This window comes from Pseudomonas sp. MSSRFD41, assembly GCF_014230245.1.
GTDB lineage: Bacteria > Pseudomonadota > Gammaproteobacteria > Pseudomonadales > Pseudomonadaceae > Aquipseudomonas > Aquipseudomonas piscis.
This window is the reverse complement of record NZ_JACKZK010000027.1, coordinates 26167-52018: the sequence shown is the minus strand read 5'-3', so window position 1 is coordinate 52018 and position 25852 is coordinate 26167. Positions and strand designations below refer to the sequence as shown.

The 25852-nt window shown below is 63.3% G+C and carries 26 protein-coding genes; 17 read left to right on the top strand and 9 right to left on the bottom strand.

The window, feature by feature from the left end; all coding sequences use genetic code 11:
* Window positions 1-349: 349 nt before the first annotated feature.
* Window positions 350-613, top strand: a complete 264-nt coding sequence (locus tag H7A76_RS27710) for a DUF2790 domain-containing protein (RefSeq protein ID WP_083456990.1) — start codon at window positions 350-352, stop codon at window positions 611-613.
* A gap of 740 nt (window positions 614-1353) precedes the next feature.
* Window positions 1354-2601 (top strand): ribonucleotide-diphosphate reductase subunit beta, encoded by a 1248-nt coding sequence (locus H7A76_RS27705; protein ID WP_085597275.1) that lies wholly within the window; start codon window positions 1354-1356, stop codon window positions 2599-2601.
* Window positions 2602-2850: 249 nt separating this feature from the next.
* Here the strand turns inward: H7A76_RS27705 and H7A76_RS27700 are convergent, their stop codons facing one another.
* A complete protein-coding gene (locus H7A76_RS27700; RefSeq protein ID WP_185701475.1) occupies window positions 2851-3459 on the bottom strand; it encodes a glutathione S-transferase in 609 nt (202 codons plus the stop codon).
* Window positions 3460-3471: 12 nt separating this feature from the next.
* A complete protein-coding gene (locus H7A76_RS27695; protein WP_185701474.1) occupies window positions 3472-3819 on the bottom strand; it encodes a hypothetical protein in 348 nt (115 codons plus the stop codon).
* Window positions 3820-3925: 106 nt separating this feature from the next.
* On the opposite strand from H7A76_RS27695, the gene H7A76_RS27690 reads away from it, so the two are divergent.
* A complete protein-coding gene (locus H7A76_RS27690; protein WP_185701473.1) occupies window positions 3926-4837 on the top strand; it encodes a LysR substrate-binding domain-containing protein in 912 nt (303 codons plus the stop codon).
* Window positions 4838-5263: 426 nt separating this feature from the next.
* Complete coding sequence (locus H7A76_RS27685) at window positions 5264-6244, top strand: hypothetical protein (protein ID WP_185701472.1); 981 nt, start codon at window positions 5264-5266, stop codon at window positions 6242-6244.
* Window positions 6245-6262: 18 nt separating this feature from the next.
* Here the strand turns inward: H7A76_RS27685 and H7A76_RS27680 are convergent, their stop codons facing one another.
* Entirely contained in the window at window positions 6263-7420 is a 1158-nt protein-coding gene (locus H7A76_RS27680; protein ID WP_185701471.1) for a hypothetical protein, read from the bottom strand.
* Window positions 7421-7539: 119 nt separating this feature from the next.
* Window positions 7540-8355, bottom strand: coding sequence for a sulfite exporter TauE/SafE family protein (locus tag H7A76_RS27675; protein ID WP_185701470.1), 816 nt, complete (start codon window positions 8353-8355; stop codon window positions 7540-7542).
* A gap of 114 nt (window positions 8356-8469) precedes the next feature.
* On the opposite strand from H7A76_RS27675, the gene H7A76_RS27670 reads away from it, so the two are divergent.
* The gene (locus tag H7A76_RS27670) at window positions 8470-9261 is read left to right on the top strand and encodes a helix-turn-helix transcriptional regulator (RefSeq protein WP_185701469.1); all 792 of its coding nucleotides are present in this window, start codon (window positions 8470-8472) and stop codon (window positions 9259-9261) included.
* A gap of 102 nt (window positions 9262-9363) precedes the next feature.
* Window positions 9364-9681, top strand: coding sequence for an XRE family transcriptional regulator (locus H7A76_RS27665; RefSeq protein WP_185701468.1), 318 nt, complete (start codon window positions 9364-9366; stop codon window positions 9679-9681).
* 63 nt (window positions 9682-9744) lie between these two features.
* Here the strand turns inward: H7A76_RS27665 and H7A76_RS27660 are convergent, their stop codons facing one another.
* Entirely contained in the window at window positions 9745-10803 is a 1059-nt protein-coding gene (locus H7A76_RS27660; RefSeq protein ID WP_185701467.1) for an MBL fold metallo-hydrolase, read from the bottom strand.
* Between the two features lie 201 nt (window positions 10804-11004).
* On the opposite strand from H7A76_RS27660, the gene H7A76_RS27655 reads away from it, so the two are divergent.
* The 4 genes from H7A76_RS27655 (at window position 11005) to H7A76_RS27640 (ending at window position 15180) form a co-directional block, all read left to right on the top strand.
* On the top strand, window positions 11005-11613 hold the full coding sequence (locus H7A76_RS27655; RefSeq protein ID WP_185701466.1) for a TetR/AcrR family transcriptional regulator: 609 nt from the start codon (window positions 11005-11007) through the stop codon (window positions 11611-11613).
* A gap of 181 nt (window positions 11614-11794) precedes the next feature.
* On the top strand, window positions 11795-12865 hold the full coding sequence (locus H7A76_RS27650) for a diguanylate cyclase (RefSeq protein ID WP_185701465.1): 1071 nt from the start codon (window positions 11795-11797) through the stop codon (window positions 12863-12865).
* Window positions 12866-13231: 366 nt separating this feature from the next.
* Window positions 13232-14551, top strand: coding sequence for a methyl-accepting chemotaxis protein (locus H7A76_RS27645; RefSeq protein ID WP_185701464.1), 1320 nt, complete (start codon window positions 13232-13234; stop codon window positions 14549-14551).
* 89 nt (window positions 14552-14640) lie between these two features.
* Window positions 14641-15180 carry a DUF1003 domain-containing protein gene (locus H7A76_RS27640; protein ID WP_185701463.1) on the top strand — a complete coding sequence of 180 codons (540 nt, stop codon included), beginning with the start codon at window positions 14641-14643 and terminating at the stop codon, window positions 15178-15180.
* Window positions 15181-15185: 5 nt separating this feature from the next.
* On the opposite strand, the gene H7A76_RS27635 is transcribed toward H7A76_RS27640, so the two are convergent.
* Window positions 15186-16064 (bottom strand): LysR family transcriptional regulator, encoded by an 879-nt coding sequence (locus H7A76_RS27635; protein ID WP_185701462.1) that lies wholly within the window; start codon window positions 16062-16064, stop codon window positions 15186-15188.
* 88 nt (window positions 16065-16152) lie between these two features.
* Here H7A76_RS27635 and H7A76_RS27630 point away from each other — a divergent pair, with 88 nt between their 5' ends.
* Both H7A76_RS27630 and H7A76_RS27625 read left to right on the top strand, forming a co-directional pair.
* Window positions 16153-16872 (top strand): CTP synthase, encoded by a 720-nt coding sequence (locus tag H7A76_RS27630; protein WP_185701461.1) that lies wholly within the window; start codon window positions 16153-16155, stop codon window positions 16870-16872.
* Window positions 16869-17192, top strand: a complete 324-nt coding sequence (locus tag H7A76_RS27625; protein ID WP_185701460.1) for an antibiotic biosynthesis monooxygenase — start codon at window positions 16869-16871, stop codon at window positions 17190-17192. Before H7A76_RS27630 ends, H7A76_RS27625 begins: the two co-directional genes overlap by 4 nt.
* A gap of 48 nt (window positions 17193-17240) precedes the next feature.
* On the opposite strand, the gene H7A76_RS27620 is transcribed toward H7A76_RS27625, so the two are convergent.
* Window positions 17241-17576 carry a DUF2025 family protein gene (locus tag H7A76_RS27620; protein WP_022640366.1) on the bottom strand — a complete coding sequence of 112 codons (336 nt, stop codon included), beginning with the start codon at window positions 17574-17576 and terminating at the stop codon, window positions 17241-17243.
* 245 nt (window positions 17577-17821) lie between these two features.
* On the opposite strand from H7A76_RS27620, the gene H7A76_RS27615 reads away from it, so the two are divergent.
* On the top strand, window positions 17822-18949 hold the full coding sequence (locus H7A76_RS27615; RefSeq protein ID WP_185701459.1) for a glycerophosphodiester phosphodiesterase: 1128 nt from the start codon (window positions 17822-17824) through the stop codon (window positions 18947-18949).
* Complete coding sequence (locus H7A76_RS27610; protein ID WP_185701458.1) at window positions 18950-19630, top strand: AraC family transcriptional regulator; 681 nt, start codon at window positions 18950-18952, stop codon at window positions 19628-19630. It abuts the gene before it with no gap.
* On the opposite strand, the gene H7A76_RS27605 is transcribed toward H7A76_RS27610, so the two are convergent.
* Window positions 19608-20519 (bottom strand): sterol desaturase family protein, encoded by a 912-nt coding sequence (locus H7A76_RS27605; RefSeq protein WP_185701457.1) that lies wholly within the window; start codon window positions 20517-20519, stop codon window positions 19608-19610. The two genes, H7A76_RS27610 and H7A76_RS27605, sit on opposite strands and share 23 nt — an antisense overlap.
* Window positions 20520-20675: 156 nt before the next feature.
* On the opposite strand from H7A76_RS27605, the gene H7A76_RS27600 reads away from it, so the two are divergent.
* A complete protein-coding gene (locus tag H7A76_RS27600) occupies window positions 20676-20993 on the top strand; it encodes a PepSY domain-containing protein (RefSeq protein ID WP_185701456.1) in 318 nt (105 codons plus the stop codon).
* Window positions 20994-21058: 65 nt separating this feature from the next.
* On the opposite strand, the gene H7A76_RS27595 is transcribed toward H7A76_RS27600, so the two are convergent.
* The gene (locus tag H7A76_RS27595) at window positions 21059-22684 is read right to left on the bottom strand and encodes a methyl-accepting chemotaxis protein (RefSeq protein ID WP_185701455.1); all 1626 of its coding nucleotides are present in this window, start codon (window positions 22682-22684) and stop codon (window positions 21059-21061) included.
* A 271-nt stretch (window positions 22685-22955) separates the two neighbouring features.
* On the opposite strand from H7A76_RS27595, the gene H7A76_RS27590 reads away from it, so the two are divergent.
* Both H7A76_RS27590 and H7A76_RS27585 read left to right on the top strand, forming a co-directional pair.
* Complete coding sequence (locus tag H7A76_RS27590) at window positions 22956-23978, top strand: transporter (protein ID WP_185701454.1); 1023 nt, start codon at window positions 22956-22958, stop codon at window positions 23976-23978.
* 250 nt (window positions 23979-24228) lie between these two features.
* Window positions 24229-25839 carry an inorganic phosphate transporter gene (locus H7A76_RS27585; RefSeq protein ID WP_185701453.1) on the top strand — a complete coding sequence of 537 codons (1611 nt, stop codon included), beginning with the start codon at window positions 24229-24231 and terminating at the stop codon, window positions 25837-25839.
* The last annotated feature ends 13 nt before the right edge of the window (window positions 25840-25852 follow it).

Genomic DNA, 25852 nt, shown 5'->3' with positions numbered 1-25852 from the left:
TAGAACCATTCGACGATGGTAGTAACAACCCCCTGCGAAGTACCCTGGGGTCTAGCGAAACCCTTCAAGAACAGGCCTTACAAGCACATCGAGGCGCTCTAAAAATATTCATGGAGCCCTTGGAAAGGGCTGTTTCGGCGATTGTTACAAAAACTGTCAAAAGTGTTTATCAAAAGTACGCCTATATGGCGCCCCGCCCCCCGCCTAAAATCTGCCTCGCCCAACAGGCAAACTGATTAACCAAGTTGCAGCCCCCACGAAGGCAGTTAATCAAACTTCTACTCAAGTTCCACACGCAGCCCCAAAAAGGCTGCGTGACCCCACACGACCTTAGAAAGGTAAAACGCAAATGAAAGCTTTATTAGTTCTGGCCCTCAGCAGTCTGTGCGCTACAGCGATGGCTGACGAGATCCCGACTGATGCCGCAAGCCAGCAAGTAGCAGTAGAGGAATACACTTACTCCACGGACCTGGATATCGCCAAAGTTATTTCCATGAGCGAAGTTCCAGAAGTATGTGAAGTTGTACCGGCACGCATGGAATATGAAGACTCCAAAGGTCTGCGACATATTCTCCAATACCGCGTAATGGGCAACGGTTGCTCCAACGGCTGATAGCCGCCCCGCCGCCCAGGCCTCGATGACCGCCGGCCGCAAGAAATCCCTCTTGCGGCAAAGATGTCCACCACGCCCTGGGGCTCCACCACAGGGATCGTTCCACGACGTGCGACCCCGGCAATCGCATACCTCTTTTTCCGGAAGGTACATCACCGTCCGCCACAACGATGACACCTGCTCGAAAGTCGCTACCAATGACGCGAATTGATGGCGACTTGCCCTTACCCGGGAGATCCGCAAGGCACTTCGACAGGACCAAGCACCACGTTTTGAGTTGTGTCAAAAACCTGGAAATTGCCTTTGAAAACACAACATCTAGTAAATCTGGTTGTTTTTTGACCGACTCACGGTTTTTTTTGCCCGCCTGAAAAAAAAACTTCTCCAGCCAAAGCCCTGTAAACCCGCGCTCTGCCTCAAATCCCTCGCCTTCCTCGGCTCACCTGCGCCCATCGGTCGCCCCACGCCCCTGAAAATATCCTTATAATGCGTCCTCAAAACGGGCCTGCAACATTCCCTTACCGGATGAAAACGACCTGCTGGAGCTCGCGCCGGAGCCGACACCCTCAGCCCTGCCCGACAGCAGCCTCAAGCACCCGCAGACGAATTTCTGTTTATTGCCTGCGTCACTGCTGCAACAAACGATTTCTTTGATTTAACGCGGCCGGTAGCGCCGTGTGAAAAGCCAACCCTTTTGTTTTCACACGGGCATCTGGCCCTCAAGCAGGAGACGACACGTCATGCTGAGCTGGGACGAATTCGATAAAGAAGAAAGCGAAGCCACGGCCAAGGGCACCAATGCCGGCCAGGCTTCCGACGCCACCATGGACCGCCTCGACAGCGCCGGTGGCGCCGCCGCCCTCGAAGCCCGCGCCGTGACGTCCGCCGACTCGGCCGCCGTGGTTCGCGCCAAGGCCGCCCTGGACGAGCTGGACATCGCCGAGGGCCTGGCCGAACTGGAAGGCTCCGCCGCCCGCGTCGCCGTTGACGAAAAGCGCATGATCAACTGCCGCGCCGACCTCAACCAGCTGGTGCCGTTCAAATACGACTGGGCCTGGCAGAAGTACCTGGACGGCTGCGCCAACCACTGGATGCCGCAAGAGGTCAACATGACCGCCGACATCGCCCTGTGGAAGAGCGCCGAAGGCCTGACCGACGATGAGCGCCGCATCGTGATGCGCAACCTGGGCTTCTTCTCCACCGCCGACTCCCTGGTCGCCAACAACCTGGCCCTGGCCGTGTACCGCCTGATCACCAACCCCGAGTGCCGCCAGTACATCCTGCGCCAGGCCTTCGAGGAAGCGATCCACACCCACGCCTACCAGTACTGCATCGAGTCGCTGGGCATGGATGAAGGCGAGATCTTCAACATGTACCACGAGATCCCTTCGGTCGCGAAGAAAGCCGCCTGGGGCCTGCGCTATACCCGCTCGATCTCCGATCCGGAATTCGATACCGGCACCGTAGAGACCGACAAGGAACTGCTGCGCAACCTGATCGCCTACTATTGCGTGCTGGAAGGCATCTTCTTCTACTGCGGCTTCACCCAGATCCTGTCCATGGGCCGGCGCAACAAAATGACCGGCGTCGCCGAGCAGTTCCAGTACATCCTGCGCGACGAATCCATGCACCTGAACTTCGGTATCGACGTGATCAACCAGATCAAGATCGAGAACCCGCACCTGTGGGATGCCGAGATGAAGGAAGAAGCTACCCAGATGATCCTGCAGGGCACCCAGCTGGAGATCGAATACGCTCGCGACACCATGCCGCGCGGCGTACTGGGGATGAACGCGGCAATGATGGAGGACTACCTCAAGTTCATCGCCAACCGTCGCCTGTCGCAGATCGGCCTGAAGGAAGAATACCCGGGCACCACCAACCCGTTCCCGTGGATGAGCGAGATCATGGACCTGAAGAAAGAGAAGAACTTCTTCGAGACCCGTGTGATCGAGTACCAGACCGGTGGCGCGCTGAGCTGGGACTGAGTTCCACGTTCACCCAACCGGCCCCACGAAAAGCCCTGACCTGGTCAGGGCTTTTTTATGGCCGCTTCTATATGGAGAGTTCCCACGCAAGGTGATTCGATGGATCCGGTAAGGCACGCCGAGCGCCTCGAGCATGATCAGGATCTTGTGCCCGTTGGCCGTCGGCGCGAAATAGAGTGAGTACATGGCAATGGCTCGCAACAGCCAGGCGCAGGCCAGAGCGCGGTCGGGCCAGGCCGCGCCCAGGGCTCAGGCGATCGGATAGCGCTTGAACAGTTCGGTCTGTTCCAGGCGCGCGGCATGGGCCTTGAGTGCCGGGAAGCCATCGGCCTTGACCACGTCGGGCAGCATCAGCTGCATGAACGACCAGGCCACGGCACTGGTGACGGCGGCCTGGTCCGGCCGTTCGCCTGATGCCGGATGGGCCGCCAGTTGCTTGTCCAGTTCGCCACAGGCCGCCAGCAATTGCCGGGTCACCCGCTCGACCCAGGGCTGGTGGAGTTTTTCCGCCGGGCGAAGATTGTGTTCATAGACGATCTGCACGGCTTTCTCGCAGGCCGCCAAGGCCAGCCCCAGGGTACGCAGGGCCTGGGCCAGCGCCTGGGGGTGCGCTGGCAGCAGCTTGCTGGCGGGAGCGCTCAGGGTCTCGAAATAATCGATGATCAGTGTCGAATCCAGCAGTACGGAACCGTCGTCGAGCACCAGGGTCGGCGCCTTGACCACCGGGTTGACCCGGGAAAACGCCTCGAAGGTGCTGAACACCGACAGCGGGTCATGTTCGAACTTGATCCCCAGCAGGTCCAGGGAAATGGCCACCCGGCGAACATAGGGGGAATCCAGCATGCCAATGAGTTTCATCCATCACTCTCCTTAGTTGATATCGATTTCCAGCGCCGCCGTGCGACGCTTGAACAACTGGGCCAGGCGCCAGGAGCGCGACTGCGGGGAACACTGCTCGGCTGGCGCCAGTTGCAAGACGCCTTCACCGTCGATCAGGGCCAGCCCGGCGGACAATTTCACCCGTTCACCGGGGCCGACCGCGAAGTCGACGCCGTCGGTGCAGATCCAGTGCTGGCCACTGACCGCCCGGGTGTAGCTGTCGTGGGCAAAACGTACCGAGAGCAGTTGCGCCCTGGCCAATGAAACTTGCAGGCCCTGGTGCTCAGCGCCATCGGGGCTGCCTGTGATCGTTTGCCGCTCCCTGTGTGCTGAGTCCATGGCATCCATCCTCTTGCCGGTCGAGACTTTACTAAGCCTTACACTAGTGACAACCTCGACAGTTATATATCGATATTTTTTAGCATAACCAGTAAGAATAACTTACATGTCGAGCATTCCTCCGATCACCTGCCTGCGCAGCTTCGAGGCGGTTGCCAGGCTCGGTAGCGTCACCGCCGCCGCCAAGGAACTGCATGTCACCCATTCGGCCATCAGCCAGCAGATCAAGGTGCTGGAGGAGATCATAGGCGTCACCTTGTTCGTGCGTGAGGGACGTGGCCTGCGGGTCAGCGAGGACGGCCGGCTATATGCCCTGCAGATCCGCGAATCGCTGAGTGGAATCGCCGAAGCCACGCGGCTGATCAAGACCCAGCCCAAATCCACGGAGCTGGTGGTGGCCGTCCTCCCTTCGTTCGGTTTCAGCTGGCTGTTGCCGCGCTTGCCGCGCTTCCAGCAATCGCAGCCGCACATCAGCATCCGCCTGCAGGCGAGCCTGGCGGTGTCGAACCTGACCCGGGAGTCGGTCGATGTCGGTATTCGCATGGGCAAGGGCGACTGGGACGGGCTGGAGCAGCACCTGCTGTTTCATGACGAGACGCTGGTGGTCGCCGCTCCGCACTTCAACGGCGGCGTGCTGCCACAGACCCCAGAGGAAATCATCAGCAGCACCATCATCTTCAACATGGAGTCCTGGCAGCCCTGGTGCCAGGCCGCCGGGCTGGACCTCGACGTGCCGCGCATCGGCCTGTGCAGCAACGACTCCAACCTGGTGCTGCAAGCCGTGCGCCTGGGCCAGGGCATCGCCCTGGAACGCCGCAGCCTGGTGGACGATGCGATCAAGCGTGGAGAACTGGTGCAGTTGTCCCCGATCACCGCCCCCTACCCTTATCCCTACTGGCTGGTGCTGCCCAACCGGGAACGCTCGGAGATCAAGCAACGGGTGTTTTCCAGCTGGCTGGCCAACGAAGTCGACGAATACCTGAACCAGCTGGCACACGACAAACAACCAACGGAGTGAGCGATGGACCTGCACCCGCATGGCAAGCGCGTGATCATCACGGGCGGCAGCAGGGGCATAGGCTGGCCTGCGGGCCTTCGCCGCGGAGGGTGCCCAAGCGGCGATCGTTTCCCGCGATCCGGCCAACCTCGAGGCGACCCGGGTCGAGTTCGCCCAGCGCGGCTGGCCGCTGCTCACGCATGCCAGGGACATGGCATCGGGCTTCGGTTGCGAGCAGGCCATGGCGAGCCTTGAAGAGCAGTTCGGCGCGCCGTTCCTGGCCAGCCCCCGGGCCAGCGACGCGACCGGCGCGGTCATCGACATGGATGGCGGGCTGCACCCTTCCCTTTAGCCACCGCTGGTTTGCCAGCGGTACGCAAAGAACAGGTGCAGGTCCTTGCCACTACCGCTATAAAGTCCCCTTTCCCGTCCAAGGACCCAGGCTCCATGAAATTCGCCACCGCCTACTGCATCGGCCTCGACGACAAGCTGTCGATTTATGACGTGCGGGACCTGAATTTCGACGAAACCATGGACTTCGACTCAGCAAGGGAAAGCTTCCAGTGCCCCAACGACGAATGCCGCCTGGCGTTCGAATCCAGCAACCAGCTGGGCACCTTCAACGCCAAGAACCTCAACTACATCCGTACCCCACACTTCAAGAACCTGCCCGGCACCCGCCATATAGCAGGTTGTCCCTACGGCGCCGGCAAGACGGCCGCCGATGGGGAAGGCGCGGCGAGCGCGCAGGACCGCGAGGAACACTTCCCCTCGGAACTGCTGCTGGTGCGGCGCGAGTACCTGCGCAAGCCTGCCACCTCGGCCATCGCGACGGCCCCTTCAGTGGCCACCCCGCCAACCGCTTCCGGCAAGACCGCCCAGCCCCACGCCGAGCATGACAACGTTCCGGACAAGACCAGCGTCTTCGCCCATCCGGTGGAGTGCTTCGTGTCGAACATCGACGACAAGGACCTGCTCAAGCGCATGCCGTTGAAGATCGGCGAACACACCGCGTCCTACGCCGCGTTCTTCAAGAAGATCGAGTACCTGCAAGACAACAAGGGCTTGATCTACTGGGGCAAGATCAAGCAGATCAAGGACTACACCCAGAGTTTTCGCATCGATTTCGCCCAGAAGGTCTGGTTCAAGGAAGACGGCCAGACCAGCAAGAAGCCCTATTCGGTCAACGTCTACCTGAGCAAGAAGCTGGTGGACAACTACCGCAAGCGCAAGGCCTTCCTCGAGGAGATCAAGCTCGCCATCGACAGCCAGCGTGAGTTGTATTGCTTCTTCTATGGTGTAACGCCCACCTTCAAGCAGGTACCGAGCAAGAAAAACCCCGAAGCGAGCTTCGGGGTTTTCAGCGCCGATATCCAGAACCTGGACCACTTGGTGATCCGCGAGGCTCCGGGGCTGGAAGCCCAGTGACCGGCCGGGCAGCGGCCATCAGCGCTTGGGCAGGTCCAGGGCCACGGCGCCAGGGTGCTTGCTCACCACCGAGTAGGGCAGCACGGCCCATTCCGGTCCATCGCAGGCCCGTTCCGCCCGGGGGAAATAGGCGCTGATGAACAGCCCCTTGGGGGTGAAATACCAACTGTTGTCGCCCCATACGCTGGCATCGCTGTAGTTGCAGCCATCGCCCTCGGTGGCCGGCTCGCGCATTTCACGCGGGTGCAGGGCCGTGAACTGCTTGACCAGCCAAGGCCCCAGCTGCTGGGTGTTGTAGTCGTACAAGGCACTGTATTGAGATGGCTTGGGCGGCTGGCCTTTGCCGACCCACAACACATCCGTCAGGGACAGGTCCCGGCCGCTGTCCACATCGATGTTCAAGGGCGAGTCGCCAAAATCCGGATGGGCACCGCCGCAGGTATAGCTGGTGGCGATGCTGACGCTGAGCACGGCCGAGTTGAAGAACCGCGGCTTGACGGTCTGCACGAACTCGCCGCCCTTGCCGGCCTCCAGCAAGCACTCGTGGTAAGCCGTCACCTCGCGCCACAGGCGCTCCATCAGCAATTGGTTGAGCCGCTCCTGGCGCTCGCCCGGATAACCGGCAACCACCTTGAACATCGCCAGTTTCGACGATGGTTCGCTCCACCACTGCAGGGTGTAGCCCATGAACTCCTGCTGCTTGCCTTGCTTGAGCGTCAGGCCCAGCAGGCGCAGGTACGCGTACAAGTCTTCCCGGTACAACTGCGTAAGGTAGGGCAGCGCGTCCGGCTTGGGTGCGTCGGCGCGGGCCGGTGCCAAGCGGACCTCCAGGGTCTTGCCCTTGGCTCCCTGCCACTGGCCCTGCCAGCCATCGGCGGAACCCTGCAACTGGAAAGCGGCCCGGGGCGGCGAATCCTTGGCATAGTCTTCACGACCTTCGCGCAGCTGCAATGACTGCCCGTCCAGCGCGCCCTCCAGGGCCAGGTCATGGTGGTACTTCTGGTAGAAATAACGCCCCGTGACCTTCTGTGGGTCGCTGATATCGATCTCCATCACGATCGGCATGTTGCCCAGGTTACCGACCAGGGTTTGGCGGGTAGACGAAGCCTGCGCGGTCGATCCCAGGATCGACAACAACAGGACAAGGAAAAGTCGGCGCATCAGTCCGTTGAACATGGAGGTTCCCTTGTAGTGGACACCGGGAGCCTTCCGCGGAAGCACCCGGCCAGGTTAGGCGGAAGTCGATTATGAACCGCGTCCCCAACACAATCGAGCCATCGAGCGTGACGTGCCCGTCACTTCAGGCACATGCTCAGCAGCACCAGGACCAGCAGCCCGATGTACACCCGTGCGTGTATGCGGTCCGGGATCCGGCCGATCCATGGCGTGGCCAGGCGAATGCCCAGCAGCGACCCCAGGGTCAGTACAAAAAATGCCAGCAGATCGACATAACCGACGAACCAGGGGCCCAGGTCGAAGCGGCTCAAGCCCGCCAACAGCATGTAGGTGGCGGTTCCCGCCAGGGCCACCGGCACGCTCAAGGGATTGGCCATGGAGGTGGCCTGGGTCATGCTCAAGCCGCAACGACGCAACAGCGGAACCGTCATCACGCTGCCACCGACCCCGAGAAAGGTGGCGATCACGCCGATTCCCATACCGCCAAACATGGTTTGCGCGGCCCCCAGGTTGCGCGCTTGCAGGCCCTGGGCCGGGTCGAGAAAGCCGCGCCGCAACAGGCAATCGGCGATGGTGATAGCCAGATAGGCGATGAAGGCATAGCGGATCACCTCGCCATCGACCCACATCGCCGCTGCCGCGCCGAGCGTCGCCCCCAGGCCGATATACCCGCCCAGCGGCCACAGGTAATGCCGGACCAGATTGCCTGCGCGCTGGTGCCGGCGACTTGCGACCAGGGCGTTGACGATCATCACGCAGGTGGAGGTGGCCACGGCAATATGCATCGCCGATTGCCCGGCCGCCGAGTCCGCCCCATGGCTGGCCAGCAGCATCCAGTACAGCAGCGGCACCACCACGAAGCCCCCGCCGAAGCCGAACAGCACGGCGCTGATGCCCGTCATGCAACCAAAAAGTGCCAGCAATAGATAGAACATCGAACAGCATCCGTCAGCCAGGGAAAGCCCGGACGATAGAACGCCAGCACTTGGCCGGCTTCAGCAAGTCAGCCAATAATGTTGGCGTTTACGCCAGGCACGGGACTCGTCGGCATGCGCAATATCCCCATCGACCAACTGGACCAGACGCCACGCCCGGTACTGGCCATCGGCACCGATTACGCCGACGGCCAGCGCCTGCCCCGCCACCGCCATCGACGAGCGCAGCTCTTGTACGGCGCCACCGGCGTCATGCAGGTGACTACCGAGCAAGGTAACTGGGTGGTTCCGCCCCAGCGTGCGGTGTGGATCCCGCCCCAGGTGGAACATGCTGTGCTGATGCTCGGGGTCAGTACCCGCAGCCTGTACATCGAGCCTGATGCCGCCCCGTTGGACAGTCGTGGTTGCCAGGTCATCGGCGTGTCGCCGCTGTTGCGCCAGTTGCTGTTGGAGGCGGTGCACATCCCCCTTGAATACGACCAGCAAGGGCGCGACGGCTTGCTGATCGAGTTGCTGCTGCGCGAACTGCAACGCTGCCCGCCATTGCCCCTGCACATTCCGCTGCCCACTGCAGGTCCGCTGCTGGAATTGTGCCAGGCCTTCCTCATGCACCCCGATATCCACCAGTCGCCCCAGGCCTGGGCCCAGCAGTTGCATGTCAGCCTGCGTACCTTCAATCGCGGGTTTCGCCAGCAGACGGGCATGAGTTTCATTCAATGGCGCCAGCAGGCCTGCGTGGTCCAGGCCCTGGCTCGCCTGGCAGCGGCGCAGAGCGTGACGCGAATCGCCCTGGACTTCGGCTACGACAGCCCCGGGGCATTCTCCACCATGTTCCGCCGGGTGCTGGGGCACTCCCCCACCACCTACCTGAATCACCTGGAATCCAAGCCGGGAAAGACCTTGTGACCAAAGGTCCGCGCAGCACCCGCAATCGGGTTTGATCCGCAAGCCGAATAACTGTACAAATATACAGTACAATTCACTGCATCGACCTTCCGGAGAAAACCCATGGCCTCTCTAGCGATGAAAATCACCCTGGAACGTATCGCTCTCTATCAGTTCACCCCAACGCACTGCACCCAAGCCCGCGACATGCTGGATTGGGACATGGAACGGCTGTCCCGCGAATCCACGGTGTCGGTACAGGCGATCCAGCGTTTCGAAGCCGGTTTCGACGTCCGTGACGTGACGCGCCTGGCCCTGGCATTCTGCCTGGAAAGTCAGGGGCTGGTGTTTTTCCCGGGCTTCGCCCCTGGCCGGGGCATGAACATCAAGGGGGCGACTCCCAACCCAATGGAGCGCCCGGACTACGCCATGATCGAATGACCCCGCGCCAGGGGCTGAAAACATCCGCCCGCGGAGGAAACAGCTCACCGCCGGAATCCGAGGTCAAGCAGACTGGAGGCCCACCTCTTCCTGCGCCCCTTCCACCTCCAGCCACCAGGCCATTCCCCGGTCGGGCTGGCCGAGGTTGAAGAGTTGTCCCATCTGTGGGGTAGCGATATTGATGCTGCGTTCCCAGGCCAAGGCCAGGATCCGGTCGAAGGGCTCATGCCAGGCATGCATGGCCAGGTCGAAGGTGCCGTTGTGGATCGGTAGCAGCCACCGGCCCTGCAGGTCGATATGGGCCTGCAGGGTCTGCTCTGGCTGCATGTGCACATGCGGCCATTCAACGTTGTAGGCGCCGGTCTCCATCAGTGTCAGGTCGAACGGGCCATATTGTTGGCCAATGCGCTTGAAGCCATCGAAGTAGCCGGTATCGCCGCTGAAGAAGATCCGGGTCAGTCCATCGATCATCACCCAGGAGGCCCACAAGGTGCGGTTGCCATCGAACAGGCCCCGCCCGGAGAAGTGCTGCGATGGTGTGGCGATAAAGCAGATGCCTTCGATTTCACATCCCTGCCACCAGTCCAGTTGCCGTACCTTGGCTGCGGGCACGCCCCACTTGATCAGGGTATCGCCCACGCCCAGGGGGGTGAGGAAGTGCCGGGTCTTGCTGGCCAGCGCCAGTACCGTCTGGTGGTCCAGGTGATCGTAATGGTCGTGGGAGAGGATGACCGCCTCGATCTCCGGCAATGCCGCGAGGCTGATGGGCGGCTGATGGAAACGCTTGGGTCCGGCCCATTGCACTGGCGAAGCCCGTTCGGCGAACACGGGGTCGGTGATCCAGAACTTGCCACGCAGCTTCAGCAACACCGTGGAATGTCCAAGCCTGAAGACACTCTGGTCCGGCGCAGCCAGCAGTTGTTCGCGGGTCAGGGGCTGCACCGGGATGACGCCGGACGGGCGGGTATTGCGCGGCTTGTGGAACAGCATGTTCCAGAAGATCTGCAAGGTCTTGCCGAAGCCTGCGCGACGCACCGGGGCGTGGTTGCGAAAGGCTCCCTGTTCCTGGCGCGAGGTTTCCTGGCGAGGAACAGGGGTGACGCTGGAAGAGACAATGGTCATGACTTGAATGACTCCACGGAACGCCGCGAAGGGCCGGCGTTGCGCTGCAGGATGATCTTTCGGCCTTGCACCCAGGCACCGACCGCGGATCATCGTTTCGAAGGAAAATACACTACACAGTGTAGTTTCTACATTGCAACAGGATTAAGACAAAGTAGACTGCCGGATGCTTTTCCCGACCACCCGGAACGAACCCGATCCATGACAGCTCCGACGCGCCGCACCGACCTCAAGCGCAACGCCATCGTCCAGGCGGCGATCAGCGAGTTCCGCGCCTGTGGTTTCGACATCACCAGCATGGACAAGATCGCTGCCACGGCGGGAGTTTCCAAACGCACGGTGTACAACCATTTCCCCAGCAAGGAAGAGCTGTTCGCCGAAATCCTCAACCAACTCTGGGCCAGCATCAGCGCACAAGCGGAGATCACCTACCGCCGCGACCAGCCCCTGCGTGAACAACTGGCCAGCCTGCTGCGGGCCAAGCTGCAATTGCTCGCCGACGATAATTTCCTCGATCTCGCACGGGTGGCCATCGCCGCGGCCATCCACTCGCCGGAACGCGCGCAGGACATGGTGGCGCGCATGGGGGAGCGGGAAGAATCCCTGAGCCGCTGGATCCGCGCAGCCCAGGCTGATGGCCGGATCAAGCCGATGGATGCAGAGTTCGCGGCCCAACAGCTGCACGGCCTGCTCAAGAGCTTCGCCCTGTGGCCCCAGGTCAGCCTCGGCCACCCGCCCCTGACCCCGGACATGCAATCGCAGGTCGTCGAATCGGCCCTCGACATGTTCCTCGGCCACTACCAGGCCTGAATACCCCCGTCCTGTCTCCCTGGCCCGCTACAACCTGCATCCAGCACGCAGAAATGGCTTGGAAGGACACTGATTATTGTCCCTGGAATGACTGACAATATTCGCCGGACTGATCCGACAAGCGGCCAAGCCGCGGGAGCACCGGCACGGTGCTCCACCACAGAACCTGGTGCAGGAATACATGGAAAATCAACGCGGCAAAGGGCTGTCATTTGCCCGGCGCATCTATCGACCAAGGATCATAGGTCTAGGCATCGGCGGCATCAGTGTCTTCGCCGCAATCCAGCCCCTGGCACCAGCGGACTGGGTCTGGGCCCTGCTGCTGTTCCATGGCCTGCTCTGGCCCCACCTGGCTTGCCAGCTTTCCACCCGGTCGGCCTTTCCCTACCAGGCGGAGCGCCGCAACATGCTGTACGACTCGCTGCTCGGCGGTTTCTGGGCGGCCACCATGCAATTCAACCCGCTGCCGACGGTGACCATCCTGTCGATGATGGCCATGAACAACGTGGCTGCTGGAGGACTGCGCCTGTTCATTCGCGGCAGCCTGGCCCAGTGCGGCGGAATACTGCTGTCCTGGGCCCTGTTCGGCGCCAGCTTCACGGCCCGGATCAGCGACCTGCAGGTCTACGCCTGCCTGCCCATGCTGACCCTCTATCCATTGGCGGTAGGCACCGTCTGCTACCGCCTGGCGATCAAGCTGTCCGATCACAAGCGGGCCCTGAGCGCCCTGAGCCGTACCGATAGCCTGACCGGCCTGCTCAACCACGGCTCCTGGAAGGACCTGCTGCACATCAAGTTCCACAAGTGCCAGCAACGACAGATCGAGGCCAGCATCGCCTTGATCGACATCGACCATTTCAAGACGATCAACGACACCTATGGCCACATCGTCGGCGATGCAGTGCTGCGCCACCTGAGCAACCAACTGCGGTGCAACCTGCGCCATGACGACCTCGCGGGGCGCTATGGCGGCGACGAGTTCTGCGTGATCCTGCCGCGCATGGGCCTCCCGCAGGCGGTGGAGGTCATGGATCGCCTGCGCCGGGTCTTCAATCAGTACCGGCATCCGCACATCGAAGACTTGAAGGTCAGCCTGAGCATCGGCCTGGCGGCGTTCGACGCCGGCTTCAAGGATCCGTCGGCCTGGCTGCATGCCGCGGACCAGGCGCTGTACCAAGCCAAGAACAACGGCCGCAACCGGACCGCCAGCAACGATGACGGGGATCGCCTATCCCAGGCGCAAATGGCATAAGAGCTTGAAAAACCTATACAAAAAGGAAGTAAAAAATATTTTTGTACAGGTTTATTTGGATTTTTCAGCGCCAATGCCATCATAATGCCGCCACTTCGCGACAGCGCCCGCCTTTCCTGTGCAGCGCTGCGGCTACAACCGTTAGCCAGGCCAAGCCAACTAAATCGACTCACAGCCAATACGTATCTACCTGATGCGACCACCGGCGCTCACCCGATGCGCCGCCCCGCATCAGCACTGTGAGTTTTTCTGTCAGCCATGGAACGCTGGCATTGAGCAGATAATGTCGGATGTCAGGGAGCATTCGGCGTACCGGCGCACTCATAGGGACCGACGCAACGTTTTTCCCACAGAGCACCAGCCCACATGCTATTCAACCGCCACAACAAGACCATCGATTCCCTGAACCGGACCATCGCCGAACAAACCCGCATGCTGGACGCCATCGACCGTTCCATGGCGGTGATCGAGTTCGACCTCAACGGCAGCGTGCTGCGGGCCAACGACAATTTCCTCAAGACCTTGGGTTATCGCCAAGACCAGGTCCTGGGCCAATCCCACAGGCTGTTCTGTACGGCCGAATATGCCCGCAGCAGCGACTACCAGAAGCTATGGAGCCGACTGCGCGATGGCCATTTCGAATCCGGCACCTTCGAGCGCCTGGACAGCGATGGCCGCAGCCTGTGGCTGGAAGCCAGCTACAACCCTATCCGCGATGAAGCCGGCAAGGTCTACAAGGTGGTCAAGTACGCCCTGGATGTCACCGCCAGGATCCAGGAGCAAGTCGAGGCCCGGAACAAGCTGGACGCTATCGACCGGGCCATGGCGGTGATCGAATTCAACCTCGACGGCACCATCCTCGACGCCAACGCCAATTTTCTCGGGCGCCTGGGCTACAGCCTCGGCGAGATCAAGGGCAAGCATCACCGGATGTTCTGCAAGCCGGAACTGGCCAACAGCAGCAGCTACCAGGACTTCTGGAACCGCCTGAACCAGGGCCAGTTCATCAATGGCCGCTTCGAACGCACCGACAAACACGGCCGCACCCTGTGGCTTGAGGCCAACTACAACCCGGTGTACGACGCCGCCGGGCGCCTGTGCAAGGTGGTCAAGTACGCCGCCGACGTCACCGAGCAGGTGGAAAAACACGAGCGCGATGCACAGAGCGCGGCCCAGGCTTACCACATCTCGGTGCAGACCCGTAAAGTCGCCGAGCAAGGCACCGGGGTGATCCAGCAGGCCGCCAGCGAAATGCGCCAGATCGCCAGCAACATCGAGGATTCTTCCTCGCAGATCGCCCGGCTCGGCGAGCGCTCGGAGCAGATCACCGCCATCGTCAACACCATCCGCGGCATCGCCGACCAGACCAACCTGCTGGCGCTCAACGCCGCCATCGAGGCCGCCCGGGCCGGCGAGCAAGGGCGCGGCTTCGCCGTAGTCGCCGATGAAGTTCGCCAACTGGCGGCCCGCACCAGCGGCTCGACGGCGGAAATCTCCAACATGATCGACATGATCCAGAACGAAACCCAGCAAGCCATCAAGAGCATGGATGGGACCCGGGAGCGGGCGACCAAGGGTGTGCAACTGGCCGACCAGGCGGGCTCCGCGATCCTGCAGATTCGCGACGGCGCCAGCGAAGCAGTGGACGCCGTGAGCGTGTTCGCCGGGGAACGCGGCGCGCTCTGAGAGAAACCGTTCCCGGCGTCGATAATGACGCCGGGAACGCCCCGCAAAGCTATAGTGGCCCGACGTTCCAACGCCTGGCGGAGGCCACCATGAGTTCCAGCGACACCCCGGAAAATACCAGCTCGAGCACCGATCACCTGCGCTTTCATCGCGCCCATGCCCACTTGGCGCCGACCTTCGGCACCGACAGTTTCGCCCTGAAGGCCGAGGCCTTCGCGCGCTTCTTCGGCACCCCGGCCTTCCTCGGCGCGCAGACCCTGGTGGTGGTGATCTGGGTGGCCCTGAACCTCAGCGGACTGACCCACTTCGATGTCTACCCCTTCATCCTCCTGAACCTGGCCTTCAGCCTGCAATCGGCCTATGCCGCGCCGCTGATCCTCCTGGCGCAGACGCGCCAGGCCGCCCGGGACAAAGCCCAGTCCGACGCCGACGCGCAACACCGCGAAGCCCTGGCCATCGCCAATAGCGAGCGCCAGGCCCAAGCCGCCCAGACCACCGCGCAACTGCTGGAATTGCTGGAGCAGAACACCCGCCTGACGGAGATGACCAAGCAGTTGACCGAGCGCATCGAGAACCTGACCAGCGAAATGCACGAGCACTTCGTGCGCAAGGCACAGCCCGGCGCCTGAGCGCCTCAGTTCCAGCGCAGGTGGCGCGCCAGCTCGTCGAACAGCGTCACCACCGAACGCAGGGCCCGACAGTCCGGCCGGGTCAGCAACCACAGGGCCGTTTCATGGCCCAGGGGTTCGCTCAAGGGCACCAGCGTCCCGTCGGCGACGAGAAAGTCCGGCAGCGCCGCGACCCCAAGCCCTGCACGCACCAGTTCCACCACCGACTGCATGCTGTTGCAGCGATAGGCCGGTTGCACCCCAGGCCACTGCTGGCGCCGCCAGGCCACCGTCGGATGGTCGGGCAGGAAGTCGTCCGGGGCGATCCACGCCAACTGCGAAAGCTCGCTGCAATCCACCCGCTGGCAGTACGCGGCACTGGCATACAAGCGATACGCCACCGCCCCCAGGCAGCGCCCCACCAGATGCTCGGGCGGCGTCGCGGTCAGCCGCACGGCGATATCCGCATCGCGCCGGCTGAGGTTGGCAAAGTCGTTGGAAGTGCACAGCTCGATGACCAGAGCCGGATAGTCCGGCATGAACTGCGCCAGGGCTGGCAGCAACAAGCTGTGCAACACCGAGTCGGTGCAGGTCAGGCGCACCGTGCCGCTGATGACCTCGCCACCCCTGGCCACACCGATCCGCGCCGCCTCCAGCGCCTGTTCCGCCTGCTCGGCTTGCAGGGCCAGGGCCTGGGCCAGGCCGGTGGGCAGATAGCCGGCGCGGCTCTTGTCGAACAGTTGCTGGCCAAGCCCGGCCTCGAGCCGGCGCACGGCGCGAAACACCGTCGAGACATCGACCTTGAGCAGGGCGGCCGCGCGGGCCAGGGAGCCGCCACGGACCAGGGCCAGGATCAGCGCCAGGTCGGGATAGTCCAGTTGATAGTGCGCTGTTGCATTGATCATTTGTCAAAACGCCAATATTGATTGCGCCAGCGCCAATCTATAGTGGCCACCAACCGACCACAAGCCAGCATGAGCAGAGGAGCGCCCCATGCCCGCACACCCAGCGACACCACCGATCCGCATCGCCCTGGTGGGTGATCACGATCCCCGGATCACCGCACACCAGGCCCTGCCTTTGGCCCTGGAACGAGCCGCCATCGAGACAGGCGTGCAACTGCAATACCAGTGGCTGGCTACCGAGCAGTTGCACGATGCCGGGCAACTGGAAGGTTTCGATGGCATCTGGTGCGTACCCGGCAGCCCCTATCGCAACATGGCCGGGGCGCTGCTGGCGATCCGCGTGGCCCGGGAGAAACAGCGGCCCTTTCTCGGTACTTGCGGCGGCTTCCAGCACGCGGTGCTGGAATACGCTCGCAACGTACTGGGCTGGACCGACGCCGAGCACGGGGAAACCGCTCCCGAGGCCGAGCGGGCGGTCCTGAGCCTGCTGAGCTGCGCCCTGGTGGAAACCCGCGATCTTATCCAGTTGCGCCCCGATAGCCGGATCGCCAGGGCCTATGGCAGCCAGAGCATCGAGGAAGGCTACCGCTGCCGCTATGGGGTCAATCCGGACTTCGCCGGCCCCCTGCTTGCCGGCGCCCTGCGTGCCAGCGGCCACGACCAGGCCGCCGAGCTGCGCGCCGTGGAGCTGGACGGCCATCCGTTCTTCGTCGCGACCTTGTTCCAACCCGAACGCGCGGCCCTCGCCGGCCACACCCCGCCCCTGGCGCGGGCCCTGCTCCAGGCCTGCCGGGAGGTTCAGCGATGATCGGCCAGACACCCGCACCGCCCTACTACGCAGTGATCTTCAGCTCCCAGCGCAATGCAGCCGATCCGGACTATGACCAGGCGGCCACACGCATGCTCGAATTGGCCCGCCAGCAGCCGGGATTTCTCGGGGTCGAATCGGCACGGGGCGCCGATGGCTTCGGAATCACCGTGTCCTACTGGACCTGCGAGGAGGCGATCCTGGCCTGGAAGCGACACGCCGAGCACAGCGCAGCCCGCGAGCGCGGTCGCAACCAGTGGTATCGCAGCTTCAGTACGCGGGTGAGCAGGGTCGAGCGAGCCTACGGCGGCGCTGAATGAACGGTCTCCCGGGGCGCCTGTCCAGGCGCTCCGGGCAGTCGCGGCGGGTCAGCCCCGGTCGCTGGAGAGCAAGCTGCGCACGGCCTGGATTTCCGGCAGGTCGCTGCGGCGCATGTACACCCGCAGGGGCTCGCTGATGTTGATCCGGTCGTCGATGTTCTGGTCCAGCAACAGCTGGATCTGCTCGCGACGCAGGCTCATGGCCTCGCCGTCGGCCCGGGTCCAGACGAACTCGCTGGCCGGGACTATGGCGTCGTCGGCCACGTCCATGCCGAAGGAGTCTTCGCTGAAACGCACGATGTAGCGGCCAGTCTTGTGATTGAAACCGACAAAACCCTTGAGCTGGTCGGCGGCCTGGCAAATGAGTTCGGAGGTGATGCTCATGGTAAACCTCGCTATGGGTCCCGCAGGACGGGGGATCGATGGTCTACACGCGAGGCAAGGAACAGCAGTGTTTTCTGGCTTCCCTCTGCTGGGGAAACTGCGGCGTCCAAGAGTACTGCAAAGCGCCGGAAAAAACCCGGGACCTGCGCAACTGCTCGCTCGATGTCGCTCTGGCGATAGCACAAGCGTCATCGAGTTGTTAAAAGATAGCGACTCGTCCCCGCCCCCACGAAAGGATTTCGAGCATGCCCACCCCCTTCCACTCCAGAACGCTGATGCTGGGCCTGATGCTCGCCTGCGGCCTGGCCCAGGCCGCGGAACCGGCCGATCCCGAGGCCCTGGCCGCGCGCCTGGGTATTGCACGGCCAGCGGTCATCGCCCACCGCGGGGCTTCTTTCGATGCCCCCGAATCCACCGCCGCCGCCTACATAGTGGCTCGCGACCTGGGGGCCGATTACCTGGAGATGGATCTGCAGCGCAGCAAGGATGGCGTGCTGTTCGCCCTGCATGACAACAACCTGCAACGCACCACCGACGTCGCGCAGAAATTCCCCGAGCGCAAGGACCGCCCGGCCAACGCCTTCACCATGGCCGAGCTGAAGACCCTGGACGCCGGCAGCTGGTTCAACCAGGCCCATCCTGATCGCGCCCGGCCGGGCTTCGCCGGCCTGCAGATCCTCACCCTGGATGAAATCATCGATATCGCCCAGGGCAGTTCGGTGCACAAGCCCGGCCTCTACATCGAGACCAAGGAACCCCAGTTGTTCCCGGGCATCGAGCACGACCTCAAGGAAAAACTCCAGGCTCGCGGCTGGCTGGGCCCGGCCGGCTCGACCCTGGCCAAGAGCGACCTGGCAGCAGGCCAGGGCAAGGGCCAGGTGGTGCTGCAAACCTTCGACAAGCACAGCCTGGAACTGCTGCACCAGGAAATGCCCCAGGTGCCCAAGGTGCTGTTGCTGTGGCTCGCGCCTGGCAGCATCGAGCCGGCTTCCGGACAGAGCTTTGCCAGCAGCGGTGAAACCGACAAGGCGGCCTTCTATGCCCGCCAGCAACCCCGGGACCAGGCCGAGTTCAAGCGCTGGGTCGACTTCGCCAAGGCCCGGGGCGCCATCGGCACCGGCCCTTCGGCAGCCCTCACCGGCGGTGGCGAACAGAGCTACGCCGACCTGGTGCAGCCGTGGATGAACCAGTACACCCACGATCAGGGGCTGCTGGTGCATGTCTACACGGTGGACGAGCCAGTGGACTTCCAGAAGGTGATGCATGCCGGCGTCGACGGCATCTTCACCAACCGCAGCGACCAGTTGCTCAAGTACTTCCAGCGCCCGGCCGGCACCAGTGTCGTCCGCCTGCTGGAAGCCAGCGGCTACTGAATGGACGACTCCCGCTGGCAGGGCGAACTCTGGCTGGGTCATGACTTCGGCCTGGTCCACGGGTTCATGGGGCGTACCGCGCCCCATGCCCACTACGCCCATCAACTGATCATCGCCCCCGGGCAGCCGGTCACCGTGGAGCTCGATGGTGTTCGCCACAGCGGTCACTACCTGATGATCCAGGCCCTGTGCCGCCACGCCATCGTCGAAGCTCCCGAAGCGGCGTTCACGGTCTATGCCGAACCGCTGTCGATCGATGCGCGGGACCTGCACCAGAGCGTCAGCGAGGTGACACCCGGCTTGCCCGAACTGGAGGCCGCGCTACGCGCCTGCCCGCGCCAGCCCATGGTCGACCGGCGCATAGAGCGGGCGTTACAGGCCCTGGACGCGGCCCTGGACGGCAAGGTGGCGGCCGCGCAATTGGCGGCCCAGGCCAACCTGTCCCTGAGCCAGCTGGAGCGCTTGTTCGCTCGCGACGTGGGCCTGCCGGTACGCCGCCTGGTGCTGTGGCGACGCCTGCGCCTGGCCATGGCCCTGATGCTTGAGGGCCAGGCCATGACCCAGGCGGCCCACGGCGCCGGGTTCGCCGACGCCGCGCACTTCTCCCGGACCTTGAAAGCACTGTTCGGCGTCACCGCCGGCCAGGCCCTCAAGCCTCTCAGGCCCCGCCTGTTGGCTTGACCTGCCGGCGCAGGGCTTGCGGCACCTTGGGCTCGGCGCTGTAGCGCTGGACCTTGAAGGGTTCCAGCAGTTGCCGCCAGTACCCCGCCGGGTAGTCCGGATGGCTGCCGATGCCCAGGTCTCCCGGACGCATCGGGTAATCATGCCGGTAGAACGTGGTACCCAGCAGCCAATCCCACAGGTTGAAGAACAGGCCGAAGTTCACATCCCCGGCACGTCCGTACTTCATATGGTGGAAGCGGTGCACCGGGGCCCAGGCGAACACCAGGCGCAGGACGCCAAGACGCATGTCGACATTGGAATGCTGCAACAACAGCTGGATCGCGATGGCCAGGGCCAGCAACTGGGCCACCGGCAGCGGGATGCCCAGCATCAGCAACGGCAACAGCCCTGCCGAGGCTTCGAGCAACTGGTGCAAGGGGTGCTTGAGCAGGCCGTTGAAGCCATACATGCGCTGTACGCTGTGGTGCACCGCATGCAGGCGCCACAGCCAGGCCCAACGGTGACTGGCATAGTGCGCCAGGGTGATCCCGCAATCGGCCACGGTAACCGCCAGCAACAGCTGTCCCCAGAGCGGCCAGTCCCGAGGCCACAAGCCATCGTGAGCCAGCAGCGCCGCTAGCCCCGGCAGCGCCAGCAGGCCGATGGCATTCAAGCCTTCGTTGACCACGGCGTGCAGGCAGTCGCGCAACCGGTCCCCATGGGAGCGGTTCCAGGCGGGCTCGTAAGGCAAGCCCCACTCCGCCAGGAACGACACGCCAAGAGCCCCCAGGAACAACCAGGGCAGGCCCGCCGCCGAGCCACCCGCGCTGCCCATCCACCAGATACCGGCGCCGATGAAGCCACCGAAGAACAGCGGTCCATACAACCACGCAAGCATTCGTTTCATCCGTCTTGTCTCCATCGATAAGGAGACAGCAGCTTGCCGGCCAGCCAGGCCGCAGGCTTGAACAAACGGCGCAATCGGTGGCGGGAATTAAGGGTGAATTAAGTTGCGCTGGCTAACCTGTGCCTATCCAAACCCATCACCCCCGAGGAATCATCCATGAGCAAATTCTCCGTGCTGCTGGCCGCCACCGCCCTGACCTTGAGCGCCGGCCTGGCCCAGGCCGATGTCCGTCCGGACCTGATCCCGGGCCTGCTCAAGTCGGGCGCCGTCATGGACCTGGAGAAACTCAACCAGGCCGCCCTGGCCCAGCATCCCGGCACCAGCGCCGCCAATATCACCGACACCGAGCTGGAACAGACCGCCAGCGGCGCCTACGTCTACCAGGTGGAATTGCGTGACAGCAAAGGCATCGAGTGGGATGTGGACCTGGATGCCAAGACCGGCAAGATCCTGGCCAACCAGCAAGACCAGTAACCGGCAGATAGCACCAGGCCGCGCCTCTACAAGGGGCGCGGCCTTGTATTTTGCGGGCCCCGGGATCAGGCGCTCAGGCGCGCCGTGACCTCGTTCAGCTGGCCCGACAGGGCATGCAGGTTGCGGCTCGCCGCCTCGGTACGCTGAACGTTGTCCAGGTTGGTGCTGGCGATGGCGGTGATCTCGGTCAGGTTGCGCGAGATGTCCTCGGCCACCGAGGTCTGCTCCTCGGCGGCGGTGGCGATCTGCCGGTTCATGTCGCGAATCGCTTCCACCGCCTGGGTGATGCGCTCGAGCATGGCCCCGGCCTCGGTCACCTGTTGCACGCTCTGTTCGCTGCGCGACTGACCGCTCTCGATGGCATGGGCGGCATCCACCGCGCCGGTCTGCACGGTCTGGATGATCTGGTTGATCTCCGTAATCGAAGCCGCGGTACGCTGGGCCAGGCTGCGTACTTCATCGGCGACCACGGCGAAACCGCGTCCCGCCTCGCCGGCCCGGGCCGCTTCGATAGCGGCGTTGAGGGCCAGCAGGTTGGTCTGCTCGGCGATGCCCTGGATCACTTCCAGCACCTTGCCGATCCTGCCGCTGTCGGCTTCCAGGCGACGGATCACGGTCGCGGTGTTGGCGATCTCGCCACGCATCTGGGTGATGCTGTCGATGGTGCTCTGCATCACCTGCTCGCCCTGCTGCGCCGACTGGTCGGCATCGTCCGCGGCCCGGGCGGCATCGGCGGCATGGCGCGCGACTTCCTGGGCGGTGGCGGACATCTCGTTCATCGCCGTGGCCACCTGGTCGGTGCGGCTGAACTGGTCGTTGGTGCCCTGGGACATCAAGGTCGCAATGGAGTTGAGCTCGCCACTGGAAGTATCCAGGTCCGAGGCACTGCGCTGCAGGCTGGTGAAGGTCTGGGCGAGGAAGTCGCGCAGGGTATTGGCGGCGGCCGCCAGCTTGCCCAGCTCGTCCTGGCGAGTGTTGTCCACCCGCTGGGAGAACTGGCCACGGCTGAGCTGGGCCACGTAGTCGATCAACTGGCGGATCGGCTCCACCAGGCTACGGTTGACCAGCCACAGGCTGAGCAGGCCGATCAGCAAGCCGGAAATGAGCATCACCAGGATACCCAGCCACACCGTGCGATCGGCGGCCAAGCTGATCTGTTGCGACTGCTGCTGGCCCTGCTTGCGCAGCTCGACCACCAGCTCGCTCATCTGCTCGCTGGCGGCACGGTCGAAGCCCTTCACCGCAGCATCGCCGGCACTCGGATCGGCACCGCCGGCCACATAGGCATCACGGGCCTTCTGGTAGGCTTGGCCAAGGGCCAGATGCTCCTGGGCCAAACGCTGGACCCGGCTCTTGAGCGAGGCATCCAGGCCGGGGATCTGTACCAACTCGCCAAGGATGTTCTGCACGTCGCGCTGGCGATCCTCGAACTGTTGCCAGTACTTGTTCATTTCCTGGGGCTGCTTGCCTCGCAGCAGCACGTTCTTCCACTCCTGCACCTGGATCTTGAACTGCAGGTTGGCCTCGTCGATCAGTTGCGAACTGTGCAGCGGGCCTTCGATCAGCTCGCGGTAGTTCTGCACGCCATTGGACAGCAATTGAAAGCACGCCAGGGCGATCAACAGCATCGCCAACAGGCTGCCACTCAGCAGGGCAAGAATTTGCCCCCTCAGGGATTTTTGCAAAAACATCGAGAAGATCTCATGGCAGGGATGGAACAGGCCCGGTAAGGCATGCGTAAGTCCGAACGTCCCTGTCGGGCGCATTCGAGACGGCTCGAATGCGTGTGGCATGTGAGCATGATCGGCATCGACGGCACATTCTTGAGAGCCGCCGACCATCGGTATGACGCGGCGCATCATGGACTTTCAATTGTCACAAAATCGTCAAGAAGCATTGCCATGATGTGGCTCAAGTGAACCTGTGAAACCTGCGCGGGCACAGCCCCTCCTGCGAGCCCCCATGAACCACAGCATCGACCAGAGTCACCGCGATTCCGATCTGTTTGGCCTGCTCTACGGCTACCGCTTCCGCCCCGGCGAACGGGGTCGCGAACTGGATTCGGCCAAGGCCCTGCAAGCCCTGCAATCGGCCGAACACCCGGATGAATTTCTCTGGCTGCACCTGAACCTGGCCCATGCCGCTTGCGAGCGCTGGATGCAGGCCCACCTGCAACTGCCCGATGAATTCTTCGAAGCACTGCATGAAGGCTCGCGCTCGACCCGCATCGAGCATGTGGACTCGGCCCTGCTGGCGGTGGTCAACGACGTGGTGTTCAACTTCAGCAGCATGCTGTCCTCGTACATCTCCACCCTGTGGGTCTGCGTGCGCAGCAACCTGATCATCAGCGCCCGCCTGCAACCCCTGCATTCGGTGGACAAGCTGCGTTCCTCGGTCAAGGCCGGAGAGCACTTCCGCTCGCCCCTGGAACTGCTGGTGCACCTGCTACGGGACCAGGGCGAGGTGCTGACCCAGATCGTGCGCAAGACCAGCCTCAGCGTCGACCAGATCGAAGACCAGTTGCTGGCGGCCAGGGTCTCGGCCAACCGCGCCGAGCTGGGAGCCATGCGCCGGGTTCTGGTACGCCTGCAACGGCTGCTGGCCCTGGAGCCGGGCTCGCTGCTACGGCTGCTCAACCGGCCGCCGCAGTGGTTGCAGAAGGACGACGTCAAGGAGCTGCGCAAGTCCACCGAGGAATTCGCCCTGATCATCAGCGACCTCACGGCCCTGGGAGAGCGGATCAAGCTGCTGCAGGAGGAAATCGCCGCCAACCTCAACGAGCAGAGCAACCGCACCCTGTTCACCCTGACCGTGGTCACGGTGCTGGCCCTGCCGATCAACATCATCGCCGGCTTCTTCGGCATGAACGTCGGCGGCATTCCCTTCTCCGGCGATCCGGAAGGCTTCTGGATCCTGGTGGCGCTGGTGGCCACCTTCACCCTGATCGCCGGACGCTGGGCCTTCCGCAAACGCCAGGACTACTGAGCCTGCGGTCACAGCCTCGCTGGCGCTCGACAGCGGCTACAGGCGCCATGGATCGGTGATGCACGCAGACCTCGCCTCGTGTAGCCGCTGCCGCAGGCTGCGTACGGCTCGGCACGAGTCGCCAGGGTGGGCAAACGGATCAACGGGCCAGGGCCAGTCAATTGCACAAACCATGACCTGGGGCAGTCTGCCTGTAACATTCGGCAACGATCATGGAAGCCATTCCTTCCAGCCACAGGATTGTCCAGCAATGGCCACCCCTTCCCTGACCGTCGCCTCCCCCAGCGTCGACGCCAAACCACAACTGGATAAGAAACCCGGTCCCTTCACCCTGGTGGTGTTCTTCGCCGTATTGGCCCTGGGCCTGTTGTTCACCGCCTACAGCCTGATGCACGACATGCACGAACTGGGCACCACGGTCACCACCTGGACCCCGTTCCTGCTGCTCGGCGTCGCGCTGCTGATCGCCCTGGGCTTCGAATTCGTCAACGGCTTCCACGACACCGCCAACGCGGTGGCCACGGTGATCTACACCCATTCATTGCCGCCGCAGTTCGCGGTGGTCTGGTCCGGCCTGTTCAACTTCCTCGGGGTGCTGCTGTCCAGCGGCGCGGTGGCCTTCGGCATCATCGCCCTGCTGCCGGTGGAGCTGATCCTGCAGGTGGGATCTTCCGCCGGCTTCGCCATGATCTTCGCCCTGCTGATCGCCGCCATCCTGTGGAATCTCGGCACCTGGTGGCTGGGCCTGCCGGCCTCGTCGTCCCATACGCTGATCGGCTCGATCATCGGCGTCGGCGTGGCCAACGCCCTGATGCATGGCCGCGACGGCACCAGCGGCGTGGACTGGAGCCAGGCCACCAAGGTCGGCTACGCCTTGCTGTTCTCGCCACTGATCGGCTTCGTGTTCGCCGCCCTGCTATTGCTGGCCCTGCGCCTGTTCGTCAAGAACCGCGCGCTGTACAAGGCGCCCAAGGGTGACACCCCGCCACCGTGGTGGATTCGCGGGCTGCTGATCCTGACCTGCACCGGGGTGTCGTTCGCCCACGGTTCCAACGACGGCCAGAAAGGCATGGGCCTGATCATGCTGATCCTGGTGGGCACCCTGCCCATGGCCTACGCCCTGAACCGCACCATGCCCGCCGACCAGGCCCTGCAATTCGCCGCCGTGGCCGAAGTCACCCAGCAAGCCCTGGCCAAGAGCTCCCCACAGGCGGCACCGACCGATCCTCGCGCGGTACTCGCGCAATACATGCGCAGCAAGGAGGCCACGCCCGAGCTGGTTCCGGCCCTGGCCGCCCTGGCCGGTACCATTGGCAATGAAGTGAAGGGTTACGGCTCGCTGTCCAAGGTTCCGGCCGAAGCCATGGGCAACGTGCGCAATGACATGTACCTGACCAGTGAAACCATCCGCCTGATGGACAAGAACCAGATCGGCCATTTCGACCAGGACACCCGCGACAAGCTGCAACTGTTCAAGCAGCAGATCGACAACGCCACGCGCTTCATCCCGTTGTGGGTGAAGATCGCGGTGGCCATCGCCCTCGGCCTGGGCACCATGGTCGGCTGGAAACGCATCGTGGTGACCGTTGGCGAGAAGATCGGCAAGACCCACCTGACCTACGCCCAGGGCGCCTCGGCGGAGACCGTGGCGATGCTGACCATTGGCGCGGCGGACATGTTCGGCCTGCCGGTGTCCACCACCCACGTGCTGTCCTCGGGGGTGGCCGGGACCATGGTGGCCAACGGCGGCGGCTTGCAGATGCGCACCATCCGCAACCTGGCCATGGCCTGGGTGCTGACCCTGCCGGCGGCGATCCTGCTCTCCGGCAGCCTGTATTGGCTGTTCACCCGGCTGTTCTAGCCAGCAGTCCCCC